At 45.2% G+C, this 16,256-nt stretch carries 15 protein-coding genes and 1 tRNA gene; 11 read left to right on the top strand and 5 right to left on the bottom strand.

Features of this window, described 5'->3' with window-relative positions:
- The first annotated feature begins 115 nt into the window (after positions 1-115).
- The 6 genes from J3492_RS07470 to J3492_RS07445 all read left to right on the top strand — a co-directional run bounded on the left by J3492_RS07470 (position 116) and on the right by J3492_RS07445 (position 8,324).
- On the top strand, positions 116-1,363 hold the full coding sequence (locus tag J3492_RS07470) for an MFS transporter (protein WP_207991179.1): 1,248 nt from the start codon (positions 116-118) through the stop codon (positions 1,361-1,363).
- Between the two features lie 29 nt (positions 1,364-1,392).
- The gene (locus tag J3492_RS07465) at positions 1,393-2,445 is read left to right on the top strand and encodes an alpha/beta hydrolase (protein WP_207991178.1); all 1,053 of its coding nucleotides are present in this window, start codon (positions 1,393-1,395) and stop codon (positions 2,443-2,445) included.
- Between the two features lie 84 nt (positions 2,446-2,529).
- Positions 2,530-3,324, top strand: a complete 795-nt coding sequence (locus J3492_RS07460) for an arylesterase (RefSeq protein ID WP_207991177.1) — start codon at positions 2,530-2,532, stop codon at positions 3,322-3,324.
- 59 nt (positions 3,325-3,383) lie between these two features.
- On the top strand, positions 3,384-4,070 hold the full coding sequence (locus J3492_RS07455; protein WP_207991176.1) for an ABC transporter ATP-binding protein: 687 nt from the start codon (positions 3,384-3,386) through the stop codon (positions 4,068-4,070).
- A complete protein-coding gene (locus J3492_RS07450) occupies positions 4,067-6,715 on the top strand; it encodes an ABC transporter permease (RefSeq protein WP_243453158.1) in 2,649 nt (882 codons plus the stop codon). Before J3492_RS07455 ends, J3492_RS07450 begins: the two co-directional genes overlap by 4 nt.
- Positions 6,716-6,926: 211 nt before the next feature.
- Positions 6,927-8,324, top strand: a complete 1,398-nt coding sequence (locus tag J3492_RS07445) for a GmrSD restriction endonuclease domain-containing protein (protein ID WP_207991175.1) — start codon at positions 6,927-6,929, stop codon at positions 8,322-8,324.
- 374 nt (positions 8,325-8,698) lie between these two features.
- On the opposite strand, the gene J3492_RS07440 is transcribed toward J3492_RS07445, so the two are convergent.
- A complete protein-coding gene (locus J3492_RS07440) occupies positions 8,699-9,652 on the bottom strand; it encodes an NAD(P)-dependent oxidoreductase (RefSeq protein ID WP_207991174.1) in 954 nt (317 codons plus the stop codon).
- 371 nt (positions 9,653-10,023) lie between these two features.
- Between J3492_RS07440 and J3492_RS07435 the strand changes: the two genes are divergently transcribed.
- Positions 10,024-11,316, top strand: coding sequence for a valine--pyruvate transaminase (locus J3492_RS07435; RefSeq protein WP_207991173.1), 1,293 nt, complete (start codon positions 10,024-10,026; stop codon positions 11,314-11,316).
- 56 nt (positions 11,317-11,372) lie between these two features.
- Here J3492_RS07435 and J3492_RS07430 read toward each other — a convergent pair whose 3' ends face one another.
- Genes J3492_RS07430 through hisB form a run of 3 tightly spaced genes read right to left on the bottom strand, consistent with a single transcriptional unit; the run spans position 11,373 to position 13,105 of the window.
- Positions 11,373-11,762, bottom strand: a complete 390-nt coding sequence (locus J3492_RS07430) for a hypothetical protein (protein WP_207991172.1) — start codon at positions 11,760-11,762, stop codon at positions 11,373-11,375.
- A gap of 41 nt (positions 11,763-11,803) precedes the next feature.
- A complete protein-coding gene (hisH, locus tag J3492_RS07425; RefSeq protein ID WP_207991171.1) occupies positions 11,804-12,448 on the bottom strand; it encodes an imidazole glycerol phosphate synthase subunit HisH in 645 nt (214 codons plus the stop codon).
- Positions 12,449-13,105, bottom strand: a complete 657-nt coding sequence (hisB, locus tag J3492_RS07420) for an imidazoleglycerol-phosphate dehydratase HisB (protein ID WP_207991170.1) — start codon at positions 13,103-13,105, stop codon at positions 12,449-12,451.
- Between the two features lie 362 nt (positions 13,106-13,467).
- On the opposite strand from hisB, the gene J3492_RS07415 reads away from it, so the two are divergent.
- On the top strand, positions 13,468-13,890 hold the full coding sequence (locus tag J3492_RS07415) for a hypothetical protein (protein WP_207991169.1): 423 nt from the start codon (positions 13,468-13,470) through the stop codon (positions 13,888-13,890).
- A gap of 122 nt (positions 13,891-14,012) precedes the next feature.
- Positions 14,013-14,088 (top strand) — tRNA-Phe (locus J3492_RS07410).
- A 113-nt stretch (positions 14,089-14,201) separates the two neighbouring features.
- Here J3492_RS07410 and J3492_RS07405 read toward each other — a convergent pair.
- Positions 14,202-14,540 carry a hypothetical protein gene (locus tag J3492_RS07405; RefSeq protein ID WP_207991168.1) on the bottom strand — a complete coding sequence of 113 codons (339 nt, stop codon included), beginning with the start codon at positions 14,538-14,540 and terminating at the stop codon, positions 14,202-14,204.
- 168 nt (positions 14,541-14,708) lie between these two features.
- Between J3492_RS07405 and J3492_RS07400 the strand changes: the two genes are divergently transcribed.
- Complete coding sequence (locus J3492_RS07400) at positions 14,709-15,209, top strand: DUF4385 domain-containing protein (protein WP_207991167.1); 501 nt, start codon at positions 14,709-14,711, stop codon at positions 15,207-15,209.
- A gap of 337 nt (positions 15,210-15,546) precedes the next feature.
- The gene (locus J3492_RS07395) at positions 15,547-16,224 is read left to right on the top strand and encodes a phosphoglycolate phosphatase (RefSeq protein WP_207991166.1); all 678 of its coding nucleotides are present in this window, start codon (positions 15,547-15,549) and stop codon (positions 16,222-16,224) included.
- Positions 16,225-16,256 lie beyond the last annotated feature (32 nt).

The raw sequence follows: 16,256 nt of genomic DNA, 5'->3' as shown, positions 1-16,256 counted from the left end.
TTTTATTATCTATGCCAGCCACCGCTTTGGTGGCGTTTTTTGGGGTCATGATATAAGTGCTTATCTATAAGCACTTATATCATGATGTGTTTTTTTCTTACTTGATAGTGCTGCTATGTCTAACCCTGCCGATTTGCCGTCTTCAGCCCAACCACGCTTCATGAACGCCCCTTCATCGAAATTTACGTTTTGGGTGGTGCTATGTGCGATGGTTTTGCTCGCCACCAATATGCGCTCGCCCATCGTTGCCCTTGGCTCTATTGCCCCAGTGGTACAAGAGGCGCTTAATATCTCTGAGACACAAGTTGGTTGGCTAGGTGCAGTACCGATGTTAGGTTTTGCTCTCGGTGCACTGATCTCACCAGCTATTGGCAAGCGTTTCGGTCTTGAGAATACCTTGATTGCGATGATTGCGCTTTTGACGATAGGTATGATCATTCGTAGCGTTGTGCCGACTTGGATTGGGTTTTTGAGTGGCACATTATTATTGACCTTAGCCATAGGTTTTGCCAATACCTTAGCGGCACCGGTTATTAAACAGCGTACGCCCAATCATATTCCACTGATCACTGGACTATTCAGCCTCACAATGACCGTGACAGCTGGGGTGGTAGCCGGAGTCGTACTGCCCCTATCTGAGTATGTCGGCTGGCAATGGGCGCTAGGTGGCTGGTCAATCTTAGGGCTCTTTACCTTAATTATTTGGATAGTGTTGCGTCTACGCCTCGGATCATCAAATCATCAGCCTGTGGTACCTATGGCCTCAGGCTCTTCTGAGATATCTATGTGGCGCAATGCCTTTGCTTGGCAAATTGCTATTTTCATGGGTCTACAGTCTTTGTTGTTTTATACCGTTGCCAGCTTTTTACCCTCTATTTGGGTCAGTAACGGCCTCTCAGCAGTAAAAGCAGGACAAATGAACGCCGTATTTCAATTTATGGCCCCAGTCGCTATTTTGAGTTTAACTTGGCTTGTGAACCGTGGCCGCCCTATCCAAGCGTTGGCAGTGTCAGCAGCTGTTTTAAACGTGATAGGGATATTTGGCGTCAGTTATCTGTCAGCTGATTTGGCTTGGTTGTGGTCAGCATTTATGGGCATGGGTTGCTCAGCGATATTTACCTTAAGTATGATGCTTTTTTCTATGCGCACTTATACCCCCAATCAATCAAGTGAGATATCTGGCATGGCGCAAGCGGTGGGTTATTTAATTGCATTTTTTGGTCCTCTAGGTACAGGGTGGCTCCATGAAGCGACAGACAGTTGGGATTTGCCACTACTAATCATGCTGGTATTAATGATTGCTAACGTTATCTTTGCTTGGATGGTCAGCCGCCCCGTAATGGTCGATGGTCGCCCTGCTTAGTTTAAACCGATCAATTCAAAGGAATGAATATGAGTCACGCTATTAAACAGCATACAACTGACACTGAAAGTCAAAGCCAAGTTGAGCTACTACCCACAGTAGCGAACTATCTGAAGGTATTAAATGAGCAAGTATTGCCTGCTTTTATACAAACAGGCAGTGTGCCAAATGCCATTAATGCTCGGGACGGTTTGGCAAATCTGACCCGTAGCTTTGTCACCGAAACTGTAGATATTGCATGTATCGTTGATGACATCATTGAATGTGATAAGTCGATTACTGACCACCCTTATGATGTGCCTGTACGCCTTTTTTATCCTAGCCTGCCCGCAGGCAAAAACCACACTGAGCCGACCACACTACCTGTTATGCTCTACTTTCATGGTGGCGGTGGCACAGCGGGTAGCGTCTCTGTTTATCATCAAATCTTATGCCGCCTGGCAAAACATACAGGTCATATCGTTATTGCGCCAGAGTATCGCCTAGCGCCAGAAAACCCTTATCCTTGCGCTCAAAACGATGCGTGTACTGCCTTGCTTGGCTTACCCAAACTGCTTGCCCGCCAGCAAGTCCATGCTGACAGTATCGTGGTGGCAGGTGACAGTCATGGTGGTGCATTGGTCACCAATCTACTGCGTGACCCTAGGATAAGACAATCTGAGGTGCGCTATGACATCAGTGCGCAAGTGCTTATCTATCCTAGCGTTGACTTTACCATGAGCTGCCCTTCTATTGAGACATACGCCAATGGCTATCTGCTCAGCCAAGCACGTATTCAGTGGTATTTTGATCAGTACTTTCAACAGGGTGAAGACAGGCAGTCAAAGTCGGCTTTATTTGCCAGTCAAGATGAGCTGACATATCAGCCACCTGCGCTTATTATTAATGCAGCGATTGACCCTTTATATGATGAAGGCGTCGCTTATGCCGCTAAGCTTAACAAGGCTGGTGTTAAGACCCAGCACATCACTTTTGATAAAGTGATTCATGCTTATCTAAATATGGAAAACCTCAACCCCGATATCTGTATGCATACTTATAAAGAGATTGATGAGTTTTTGAGTAGCAACGATGCTGAATAAAATCAACCAATCTTTGACAACCGATCGCCAGTAAACTTGTTGCTATAATGGGCATATCAGCGATCACCAAACAGCGGAACCAATATGTCATTATCTCTAAGATTTAGCTTATCGACACCTTTGATAAAACGAGCAAGGCAGCTTAGCCTAGCCCTGCTAGCTGGCGTGGCCTTAGGGGCTTGTAGCCCTGCGCCTGATAACAATACAGAGGCTAATGAGCCTGTATCAGACCCCGCTTCGATACCAACGACTGACGAAGTTTCACGTGAAACAGCTGCTGAGTCAGTAGAGGTGAGCGAGCAGCCCATTACCATCTTAGCCTTAGGTGACTCATTGACTGAAGGTCTAGGTGTAGACCCCGATGACAACTACCCTGCCCAACTAGAATCTCAGTTAAAGAAAATGGGCTATCCCAATATCACTGTCGTCAATTCCGGCTTGAGCGGCGAGACCAGCACAGGGCTGGTCAATCGCTTGGATTGGGTGCTACAGACCAAACCTGATATCACCATACTGACTATCGGTGCTAACGATGCCATGCGTGGTATAGAAGTCGCCACTATCGAAAATAACATCCGTACCGCCATCAAACGCTTGCAAGCAGATGGCAGCGAAGTCATCTTGGGCGGTATGCAGATTTATGACAATCTTGGCTCAGACTACGTAGAGTCGTTTGCCGCGATTTATCCGCGCATCGCCGAAGACACGGGGGTTACGCTGATTCCATTCTTTTTAGAAGGTGTGGGCGGTGATGCCGCTCTCAACCAAGCAGATGCCATCCATCCAACCAAGGAAGGCTATAAAATTATCGTCAATGAAAATATTTTACCTGTGCTCACGCCTGAGCTTGAGAGCATGGTAGCAAGTGAGGGTAATTAGTTATAATTATTTTCTTGCCAAACACTTATAGCGATACATATATTAATCGAGACTATTCAATGACCGCCATACCTACCAGTAACGCTCTACTTACCGCCGAAAACCTCACTAAAACCGTGCAAGTCGGTGAGCAGTCGCTGTCTATTATCAAAGACGTTAGTATTCATGTCGATGCTGGCGAGTTTGTGGTGATTATGGGTAAGTCAGGCTCGGGTAAATCAACTTTGCTTGGTTTGCTAGCAGCGCTAGACTATCCTGATAGCGGCTCGGTGACACTGGCTGGGCAAACCTTAAGCAATCTTGATGAAGAGGCGCTGGCGGTGATTCGTCAGCAAGATATGGGCTTTGTCTTTCAGTCATTTCATCTGCTCCCGACACTGACGGTCGCAGAAAATATCGCCTTTCCACTGGATATCGCCAGACGACCTGATAAGACCCGGGTCGACACCTTAATTGAGGCAGTGGGACTTGGTCATCGACGTCATAGCCTGCCCAATCAGCTATCAGGCGGTGAACAGCAACGTACCGCTGTCGCTCGCGCACTAGTTTCACGCCCCAAAATCGTCTTCGCTGATGAGCCCACAGGAAATCTGGACGAACAAAATGCCGAACAAGTCATGCAGCTGCTACTCGACTTACGGCAACAAACGGGCTCAGCGCTCGTGGTGGTCACTCATGACCCAGCGCTTGCCCAAATGGCTGACCGTGTCATCACCATGCAAGATGGCAGGGTTTTATCATCATGACTCATCGCCTCTCTACCAAGCCTACCGCCTCTGCTCATAATCCATCAACACCTTCGGCTGATCTTATTGGTCAATGGTTTACTCGCAATTTAGGTACGCAAGCTCTGACACGCAGCTGGTGGCGACGCTGGATATACCCAGTATTGTTTTTAATTACCTTAAGCTTGTCGCTGGCCACTTACTTAAGTCTTGACTCGATTCAGCAATCGGTCAATACCTATATCAATGACAATCAACGGGCACTGGTCGGTGGCGACCTAATCCTAAACAGCAAGCAAGACTGGTCAAGCGATATCACCGCTCAAGTAGAGACATTAGCGGACACTCAGGTTGTCTATGATTATCAGTTTAGCGCTATGGTGGTTACTGATGAGCAAACTTTATTATCACGGGTCAAAGCGGTAACGCCAAGCTATCCTTTATATGGCGAAGTTGAGCTGGCATCAGGGCAATCACTATGGCAGCAACTGACGACTGACAGCGTGGTGGTCGCTCCTGAAGTACTCACAAGTCTCGAAGCAGAGATCGGTGATGTGATCACCCTCGGTGAGGCGCAATTCACCATCAGCGACGTGCTCATTAAAGAGCCGGATCGCCCCTTGACCGCCTTTGGTTTTGGTGGTCGTGTTCTCATGGCGGCCGATGCCCTTGTAGCAACCGAGCTGCTCGGTCAGCGTAGTCGCATTAATTATCGTATCGAGATGGCGGGAGATGCCGAGACGATAGCGGCGCAGCAAGCAAAGCTTGAACAGCTACTCGACAGCCACCCTGATATCGAGCTGTCCGATGCCCAGTCAGCTGATACGGCAGTCTCCAACATCTCTGATAATGTGTTGATGTTTTTAAAGCTGCTGGTCATTGCGGTGTTGCTGCTCTCTGCTGTCGCTATGTATGGGGTGATTAGTGCCTTTGTCGCCAGACAGCAAGCCAATAACGCCATACGACTGGCATTGGGCGAGCCCCTTGATGCGGTTAAAATCAGCTATTATCGGCTGTTACTCACAACTGCCATTATCGCCAGTGTCGTCGCTGTGGTGCTCAGCTTTGGACTGCTGCAAGTCGGGCAACCTTACTTATCGGCTATTTTGCCTGCTGATATTGGTTTGAGTATCCGTGCTATTAGTGTGATTAAAACCCTAGTTATCGCCATCATACTTACCTTGGTCATTACCCAGCGTGGTCTCAGTTCGCTAAAGACCACCAAGCCTGCCACCCTGCTCAATCAAGGCGCTGGTCAGTCGTCACGCACTCAGTCTTGGTATCAGCGTATGCCTGTTCTTTGGTATGGACTGATGTTGATTGGACTGTACTTATTCTTTACCTTTGAGGTTGGCTCGTGGGTGCTCTCCGCCCAACTGCTCGCCGGCCTTATCGGCTTTGTCGCTATCTTTTGGGCGCTGGCACGGGGTTGGCTGTGGTTGTTATCACGTTTATCAAAGACGGGTAAGGTCGGCTGGATGCAGCGTACTGCTATTCATAACTTGGCCCGTAAAGGCAATCAATCGACGCTGTTTTTTGTGACTTTGTCGCTGTCGGTGGCGGTACTGACGATGATTACCACTTTAAATCACAGTATTAATGCTCAGTTTATCAATGCTTATCCTGAAGATGCGCCCAATATCTTTTTGCTCGATGTACAAAGTGATCAGCACGACAGTATTAATGACATTCTTAAAGTGCCTGTCAGTTATTATCCTGTAGTGCGGGCAAGAGTGGTCAGCGCTGATGGCGTGGCTGCACAAGATATTGACACGAGTGGTGGTGGCGATGATCCCACACGGGTCTTTAATTTAAGCTATACCGATAGTGTCATGGATACGGAGTATATCGTCGATGCGGTAACCGAAGACACGCTCTACACACCGATCGCTGATCAAAACACCCCTCAAGATGCGGACCAAGATAAGGGGGTATCGCCATTACAGCAAACAAAGCCGCTCTCTATCTTGGATACGGCTGCCGATCTGCTAAACGTCGGTATGGGCGATGAGATCGTCTTTAATATTCAGGGTATCGAGCTGACCGGTGAGATCACCAGTATTCGCTCTCGCTTTGAGCGTGGGCCCAGTCCGTTTTTCTATTTTTTATTTGAGCCATCTGTGCTGTCCAGCGCGCCACAAATCCAGTTTGCCACTGCGCATGTGCCAGCCGATGAGATTCCAGATTTGCAAGCGACACTGGTACGCCAGTTCCCTGCGGTGACTACGATTGACGGTACAGCAATCGCTGAGCAAGTCCAAGACTTGGTGTCGCAAATGAGCCGCTTGGTCTATGTCTTTACCCTACTGGCATTGCTGACGGGCATCATGGTGCTGATCAGCTCGCTGCTCTCTACTTCGCAAGATCGTATGGCGGACAGTGCGTCGTTTCGCCTGCTGGGGATGCAAAGACGGGACTTGTATGTGCTCAATATCATGGAGCTTGGCGTGCTGGGTATTAGCGCTGCGCTGTTTGCGGCCGTTATCGCCAGTGCGGGCTCGTGGTTTGTGATTACTCAGTGGTTTAACTTACGCTATAGTGTGCCGTGGATGAGCTTAGCCATTGGTGGTGTGGCATTAGTCGCCTTGCTATTTGGCATTGCTATTATTTATGTAAGATTGGTGATTGGACGCGGGATTATGGCGAGGGTAAGGGCTATGGTTTAGGGTGAAAAGCATTGAATCGACTTTCACACCATCAATCAAAACCTTATTTTATATTCTATGAGTTGTTAGGCTTAGCAAAATCAGTAACGTGTGTGATAATACATATTCTTATTAAATTAGATAGTCAATTAAAATAGACAGTATATAAAAGTGGTATTGACGACCACTTGAAAAAACTTCGATAAAAAAATACTTAATTCATGGAGTTAAAATGGCTTTTAATCCTAAGACAGAATATACCATAGAACAAAAAATCTATATCATTAAAGAGTTCCATGACTATCCTTCTGAATTCGTTACCAGACCTCCTTATCAAAGAAAAGCTGTTTGGTCTACTAAAAAAAAGCAAGCACTTATGGATAGCTTGATAAGAAAATACTATGTTCCACAATTAGTATTGAGAGAAGTTAGAGTATCGGATAGTAGTTCAGTATCTGAAGTTATAGACGGACAGCAACGCATTACCACCGTTGTAGACTTCTTCAAAGATAAATACACTTTGCCGAAAAGTTTAGAAGATATTGATTCTAAATTAGTAGGAAAAAGGTACAGCGAGATTAGTGATGATCATAAAAGATTTATTGATAGACTATCCTTCAAAACAGACGTAATTAAAAATATTGAACAAAAAGAAAATGTTGATCATCAGATTATTGCTACCGAAATTTTCAGAAGACTACAAGAAGGTGAAAACCTGAATTATATGGAGATAGCTCATGCCCAACTCTCAAGCCTCTCTAGAAACTTTATTGTCAAATACTCAGACGACCAAACATTTGATTTCGAACAATACCATCCTGTTGACTCTAACCCGAACAAACTAAAGTTCTTCCAACTGCTAAATGTTAGTAATGAAAGAATGAAACACCTTCAATTCATGGCTCGTTTCACCATGATCGAAAATTCTGTCACAGGCTATGCAGATTTAAGTGACAAAAAGATAGAACAGTTTATTAATGATGAAAAAAAAGATGCGGGTATAGGCAATTATGACTACGAGAATAGAGCTGAAAGCAAGTCAGTCATTCGTAATCTAGATGAATTCTATAAAATATTCCAAAATGACCCAATGATAAAAGATGGCTCTCCAATTAAAGAGCTATCAGTAGAATACTTTATTATTTCCTTATATTTATTAATAAGACACCTTAAAAAGCATTATGTAATCGAAGATAAAGAGCGTAAAGTTATAAGAGATTTTGTATTGTATTTCCACGATAGATGGCGTAACTACGATGAATCTACAGATTTTGACATGCTAACTTTTAGTAATAATCGTCAACAAGGAGAAAATGATTTAGCAACTCGCGATCGTGTTATGCGTCAAGTATTTTTTGAATATATAGATAAAAATAACTTTAAGTTTATTGATAAAGACTTGAAAAGAAGTTTTTCAGAGTTAGAGCGAATTAAGATATATAGAGAAGCTCATGGAGTTTGCCAGCTTTGCCTTGATGAAGGTAAGTCTAGACGAGAAGCGGAAGTTCCATGGTCTGACTATCAAGCTGACCATGTAGTACCTCACTCGAAGGGTGGCGAAACTATTCTAAATAATGCTCAATTATTATGTAGCTTTCATAATTTACGTAAGAGTGATAAGCAGGTGTAAAATGGATTAGCGATAGCGCAACTTACCCTTGTATGAAAAATTACTGAATATAATAGTGAAGCTTATTCGGTGGATTACACCTTATCTACATCTTCTACGAGAGTTTGACAAGCTTAACGCACCCTACCGCCCACACTCAAAACTTATATTTCAACCACTATAATGAACCCTGCCCTAGCAAGGCTTTTTAGCCCTGATTGCAGCGGTAGCTTGGTGGGCTGTAGCGCTTACAGCACCTTGCACAGGAGTAGTCGCTCGGACGTTGAAACGCTACTGTGCCTAGGTGCTGTGCGTCGCAGACTGCCAACTATAAGCGCAAAGCAGGTTTCTGCTGCATCAGTTCCAAAACCCTCTCAATTCACATCTCAACCACTTTAACTCTGATTATTTTCAATAAAGTCATTAATTTGGCGAGTGATTATCTTCCATAGTTTGACTTGCGAGGCTCGGCTACCTGCACCCATATGCGGGGTGAGAATGATGCGAGGATGACCTTCGTTAGCAAGCTGGACAATCGGTTCATTTTCGCCAGCAGGTTCTTGTTCAAATACGTCGGTAGCATAGCCGAGTATTTGCTCCTGTTTGACCGCTTCCGCTAAGGCCTGGCTATCGACAATCTTGCCACGGGCGACGTTGACCAGTAGCGGTTTTTTGCTCATTTTGCTGAGGGTATCTTGGTTAATGAGATGCTTGGTTTCCTCGGTAAGCGGACAATGTATGGTGATGACATCGGACTTACTGAGGACGGTTTCAAAGTCGGTGTAGTCATCATTACGAGGCTTGCGACCTTGGCGCTCTGCCCATAGGACATTCATGTCATAGGCTTTGGCAAGCTTGGTGATGCGCTTGCCAATGTCACCGATACCAATCATACCGATGGTTAAACCCTCAAGGTCAATGGCCTCAGCATCGATGATGTCGGCTCGCCCCTTCTGCTCCCATTCGCCACTTTTCACTTTGTTGTGGTAATTGATACTGGCACGCATGGCGCTGAGTAGTAGCATCATGGTGTGCTCAGCGACGGTGGCGCTGGCAAAACCTGGTGCGTTGAGGAGCGTGACGCCATTGTCTGCGCAGGCTTGTTTGTCAATGTGGTTGGAGCCGACAGAGAGGAGCTGGATGAGTTTGAGATTGGGTAGCGCCTCAATCACTTCACGCTCGATACGTAGGGAGCCATTGATCATAATGTCGGCATCTTGACAGCGCTCAATGATGGTTTGGTTGTCCTGTGGGGTTTCTTCAAAGGTGACGTAGTCCGTTATTTTTTCAGGGGTAGGTCGCGCAAGGTCGGCGACAAATCTTTTTTCATCGAGTAATACGGCTTTCATGAGGGACTCCTTTTTTAATCGTAGTGGGTCTGGTATTTAGCACTTACTATATAAGGGTTATAGCTGAGGATGTGTTAGCGTTTGTTGGGTATCGGACAAGCTCTTGTATAGTCAGGTCAGTATAAAAAGAATACAGTTAGACTGGGATAAATTTTTTGCAGCCTCTGTCTGCGCAGGTTCAGCACGCAAGAAAAATTTATCCCAGTCTAGCGTGTTAATGCAGTGTATCTATTTTATTTAGTATCGACTATATAGTAAGCGCTGTATCAAGCCAGGTTGTTTACTCACCTTATCGTCGGCATTTGTTATACTAGCGCCACTTTATCTATGAAATAACCTGATAACCCCTTCCAAAACAGCACGGTACCCTTATGAAATTCTCCAAATTTGGTCAAAAGTTTATTCAGCCCACGGGCATCTCGCAACTGATGGATGATTTGGGCGATGCGCTCAAAAGCGATCAGCCAGTCAATATGCTTGGCGGCGGCAATCCTGCCAAGATTGCGGCGGTAGATGAGCTGTTTTTGCAAACCTATCATGACATCGGTAAAGAGATGCTAAACAGCGCAGCGATCGACAGTATGGGCAACTACTCCAACCCACAAGGTGATGCGGCGTTTATTACAGCGCTGGTGGCGTTTTTTAATCGTCATTATGATTGGAATCTGAGTGCGGAGAATATCGCTCTAACCAATGGCTCACAAAACGCATTTTTCTTTTTGTTTAACCTGTTTGGCGGCGAATTTACCGATGGCGATAAGTCGATTTTGCTACCGCTTGCGCCTGAGTACATTGGCTATAGTGACGTGCACATAGAGGGTCAACACTTTACCGCCGTACTGCCGCATATTGAAGAAGTGACGCATGAGGGCGAAGACGGTTTCTTTAAATATCGTGTGGATTTTGAAGCCTTAGAGAGCCTACCTGCACTGGTTGAGGGGCGTATCGGGGCGATTTGCTGCTCACGTCCGACCAATCCGACGGGTAATGTGTTGACCGATGAAGAGATGCTGCGGCTGAGCGAGATTGCAAAAAAATACGACGTGCCACTGATTATTGATAATGCGTATGGTATGCCCTTCCCTAATATCATTTATCCAGACGTGACACTCGATTGGGATGACAATACTATTTTATGCTTTAGCTTGTCGAAGATCGGCTTGCCTGGAGTACGCACGGGTATCATCGTTGCTGCGCCTGAAGTCATTGAGGCGGTCAGTGCCATGAGTGCAGTAGTGAATCTATCACCTACTCGCTTTGGTGCAGCGATTACCACGCCATTGGTAAAAAACGATAGTATCAAAACACTGTCGGATACAGAGGTTAAGCCGTTTTATCAGCAACAAGCAAAAAAAGCCATTGCGCTGCTCAAACAAGAGCTGGGTGATTATCCATTGATGATTCATAAGCCTGAGGGGGCAATATTCTTTTGGTTGTGGTTTAAGGATTTACCGATTACCACACTTGAGCTTTACGATATTCTCAAAGAAAAAGGCACGCTCATTGTACCAAGTCAGTTCTTCTTCCCTGGTGTCGATGTGGATAATTATAAGCATGCGCATGAGTGTATTCGCATGAGTATCGCTGCCGATGAAGACACTTTGAAGAAAGGAATCGCAGTGATCGGTGAAGTGGTAAGAGAGCTTTATGATAAGGCTAAATAACTGCCTTGAGATGCTGCCATCATAAACAGTTTTATATCAAAATAAAAACGGACTGGCTAATAGTCCGTTTTTTTGTGGCGTTTGATTAAAGCTTTAGAAGGAGCGGCAGCTTGAAAGATACGCGTCCATTTATGTAAAGCAAAGAGCAAAAAAGGCAGCAGGCTGGTATTGATCAAGTCATGTAAGCTCGCTTTTATATCGACCAGTCGTAGAGCCAAAAACCCTCTGGTTCTAATGATATGGTGATTGTCCAAATACTCGCCTGCTAGAGCCACAACAATGACGACAAACAAAGCCAGCAGTGCTCTGAGGTTTTGGTTTTTGATCACTGGGCGCAATATCAATAAACACAGCAGATAAATACCGACACCCACATAGATATGCAAAGCATCTTTGTCTAGACCGGTAACGGATATAACGCCCACTTTAAAGGTATGAAAATCCACTTATTGCTCTACGCTATCAGTGCTAAGAAAAAACATCGTGGCTACACATCCCACTCGACAAAGTTCTTTAACAGTTGCAACCCTGCGGTGTGGCTTTTTTCGGGGTGAAACTGAGTGGCAAACAGATTGTCTTTGATGATACTGGCACAAAACGGCTGACCATAATCACAAATAGCAGCGACTTGGGAGTCATCACTAGGGGCGCAGTAATAGCTGTGCACGAAATAAAAGTGCGTATTGTCTTCAATACCCTGCCACAACGGATGACTGGTATCCATCTCCGTGATGGTATTCCAGCCCATATGTGGCACTTTAATCGTGGCCCCTTGCTTGTCTTGCCATGTTGGATCAAACGCTTCTACCGTACCGTTTAAAACCCCCAGACAGTCAGTGCCACCGTTTTCAGCTGAGCGCTCAAACAGCGCCTGCATACCGACGCATATCGCCATGACAGGCTTATTAAAAACAGCGTCACGTACGACCTCATCGATACCAGCCTCCCTCATACCTATCATGCAATCACGCATCGCACCGACACCCGGAAAAACAATCTTATCAGCCGCTGTGACGACTTTTGGGTCATTGGTGATAGAGACTTCTGCGCCTACCGCTGATAGCGCCTTACCAGCGGAGTGCAAGTTACCCATACCATAATCTAATAGTGCAACTTTTGTGGCTCGGCTCATCTAAAACGCCTCTTTAGTAGAGGGTAGGGTGTTCAACGCCCGCTCATCGTACTCACACGCCATACGTAGCGCACGAGCAAATGCCTTAAAGGTTGACTCAATTTGGTGATGGCTGTTTTTGCCTTTGAGATTGTCCAAGTGGATCGTCATCCATGAGTGATTGACGAAGCCAAAGAAAAACTCGCTAAACAAATCAACATCAAAGCTGCCTACATGTGAGCGGGTAAATGGAATGTCCATATGCAAACCCGGACGCCCTGATAGATCTACCACGGCACGAGTCAATGACTCATCAAGCGGGGCATAAAAGTGCCCATAACGACGGATGCCTTTTTTGTCGCCTAACGCTTTAGCAAAGGCTTGACCCAAAGTGATTCCCGTATCCTCAACACTATGGTGATCATCGATATACGTGTCGCCGGTACATTTAATATCTAAGTCAAACAGGCCGTGACGCTTGATTTGATCGATCATATGATCCAAAAACGGTACACCTGTATCGACCACGCCTTGACCTGTCCCATCAAGATTAACGGTACATTTAACTTGTGTCTCGGCCGTGTTACGCTCAACGGTAGCAGTACGTACTGGGCGGCCATGTAAGTTTAAGTTCTGTGGTTGGTTTTGGTCAGATGTCGTTGTTGAATTGGCGGTCATGGCTACTCTCTATCAATTAAAAGCAAACAATAAAAATAGGCCTAATAATAAGCCCAGTGGATTCTAAACATAACAACAATAAGAGATAAATATTACCAACTGATGATTAAACAAGAACCATCATCAGTCGCTATCAAATAAAAAACTGGTAACCTCTTCATTATCTTCAATAAAAGCTGAGATAATATAAATATATAGGCTACTACCCTCATCATAGCAAACCCGAACCACTCCTGCCACGGTCAAGGCGCAAACCAAGCACAAAATTGCTTTATTCTGCTAAAATAGTATGTTCAGTATTATCAATCATGGCCGCGCCTGCCCTAATCATCCTGCGCTATATCATATTATAGGAACCGACTATGCCTTTAGAAGCAATAGCCATCAACCGCTTGGACGCTCCACTGATCAAAAAGCCAACACGGGAACATGAGCTGTCTGAGCGCTTACAAGCCATGTATGACGCTGATGATGCCCATCCTAGTGGCAGCGAAGTGCTAAGCATCATTAAGCAAGGGTTTGGGCGTGGTCAGACACTCTACGTCGGGATGTTTAATGACAAGCCCATCGCTGCAGTCGCTTGTTTCGATGACGGACAGACCAATGCCAAACGTCTGCAGTATTTGACTGTACATCCGCAAAATAAAGGCCGCGCCATTGATGCTAAGTTTATCAAGCTCGTCTACGATGCCGAAATCAAAAAAGGCGTGCGTGAGTTTGTGCCTGTCGATACCGACATTCACCGTATCATGAGCGAGTATGAGCTGCTCAGAGTAAAGGACTAAATAGCCGCTAAACTGCTTTAACTTGGCTTATATTTAAGCATTTATGCACTTTTATCACATATAATGCAAAAACTGCTTGACAGCGGGGCGTATATTTAGTTTAATAGCGCCTCAACGAAGACGGCTCGATAGCTCAGTAGGTAGAGCAACGGATTGAAAATCCGTGTGTCGGCAGTTCGATCCTGCCTCGAGCCACCATTCGTTTACCTTATTCTAAAAAGCCCCAAACATTAAGAGATGTTTGGGGCTTTTTTTATGTGTTTTTTTATAGCTGTTCTATCCTAAAGTAAGCTTACTGCAGATACTTGCTGCTATTGGTACAGTCGTCCACGTAACAACAACTGACAGCGCTCACGTGAGTCCAGCGCATAAATCGTCGCTCGGTAGTCGATACCGTGACGTCCTTCAAAAAACACCACTCGATCGCCTACAGCCAAGAAACAAGAGGTACGGGCATCATAAATAAAGCCATCAATCACAAATGCCAAATCACGATCTGTCTCGCTTACCGTATAGATCTCGCCTTGCGGTATCAAACGCTCAAACCAAGCGCTATGGGCAGCAGAGGGGCTCAGTACACTCAGCGTGAGCAGCACTGTTATGAGTATCATAGGATTAAATGACATCATAGAGTGATTTGTAGCAGACATGCCTTTAGGCTCAGTTATCACGATTTTTACCTACTTCATATTAATAGTATTTACTGTTCAGCTCACATATTACAGGCCAGATGTCACGCTTGTATAACATTTTTGCGCTGTTTTTTAGACGCTAACGCTCAGTATACTCAGTAATAATACAGATAATGGAAAAGTAATATGCGAGAATTTGATTATGATTTGGATTATAAAAACCTAGACCTGCGAGCCCAACCTGAGCTCTATCGTGTCGGTCGTGGTGAGCAAGGGGTATTGTTGGTAGAGCCGTATAAATCTGAGATTTTACCACACTGGCGCTTTGCGACACCTGATATTGCCGCCAAAAGTAGCGAGACGATTTATCAGATGTTTTTGGATTATTTAGCCGATGATGATTTCGTCGGTGCCGATATGGCACGCAAATTTATTCAGATGGGCTATACTCGTGCTCGCCGTTATGCCAATCATAAAGGCGGCAAAAAATATAAAGGACCTGTGCCTGAGGATAAAAAAGGCCAAAGCGGCGCCCATGGGCGTGAAGAGCTGCCACGACAACAAGAAGATCCCATCAAAGCGGAGTCTGCCCGAATATTTAAACAAAAATGGGATCTGTGCCGCAAAAATGACACCTATTTAAAAATGAAAAAAGAACATCGAGAGCGCTATAAAGAGGTTGAATAGCATACCGTCTATTCACCTTGAGAGCAGTAGCGAGCTTTTATAGTCGATGCACTTTAAAAAGAACATAGCGCTACTGGGGTGAATTTTGCGCAGCCTCTGTGTATACAGCACGCAAGTAAAATTTATACCAGTAGAGCGCTTAAACTTATGTAACAGTTTTATTTTCAACTGACTATATAGTCGATACTAAATAAAATGGATACGTTATCTAATAATGCCAAACAGCTGTAGTAACCGTTAGTTTTAATGGCTTGCTGTGCTATGGTAATAGTGGTTAACCACTTAACACTGCAAATGTATACCAAAAAAACAAATGACTAACCTGGTGCGAGGAAAAATGAATAAGCAGCTTTTGATTTTTGACTTCGATGGTACGCTAATCGATAGCGTGCCAGACTTGGCTGATGCAACCAACATCATGCTCGCTCAGCTCGGTAAAGACATCTACCCTCTCGCTACCATACGCAATTGGGTCGGTAATGGCTCAAGGATGTTGGTCGAGCGGGCCTTAGTAGGCAAAATAGAAGTGTTAGCAGGTGAGGTGACTCAAGCAGAAGCGGATCATGCTGAGCAGCTGTTTCTAGAGGCCTATAGTAATATTGAAACCAGTAAAACTGTCGCCTATCCTGATGTCGATACGGGCCTGCAAAAGCTGCATGGTGCTGGCTTTACACTAGCATTAGTGACCAACAAACCAATCCGATTCGTCCCCAAAATCTTGCAGTCTTTTGGTTGGCAGGGCTTGTTTAGCGAGGTCTTGGGCGGTGACAGCCTATCCACCAAAAAGCCCGATCCGACACCGCTTTTATATGTCTGTGACAAACTTGGTGTCATGCAAGACAAGGCGGTGATGATCGGCGATTCAAGAAACGATATTTTGGCAGGACAGCGGGCTGGTATAGATACTATCGGACTGTCTTATGGCTATAACTACGGGCAAGACATTCGTGAACTCAATCCCACCGAAGCGTTTGATGACTTTGTGACTTTGGTTTCTTTCCTACTACACACATAAGTAAATCAGCCGCTATGCTATCTACAATTCTT

This window comes from Psychrobacter coccoides (genome assembly GCF_017498085.1).
Taxonomy (GTDB): domain Bacteria; phylum Pseudomonadota; class Gammaproteobacteria; order Pseudomonadales; family Moraxellaceae; genus Psychrobacter; species Psychrobacter coccoides.
The sequence above is the reverse complement of the archived record's forward strand: the minus strand, read 5'-3'. Positions and strand labels throughout refer to the sequence as shown.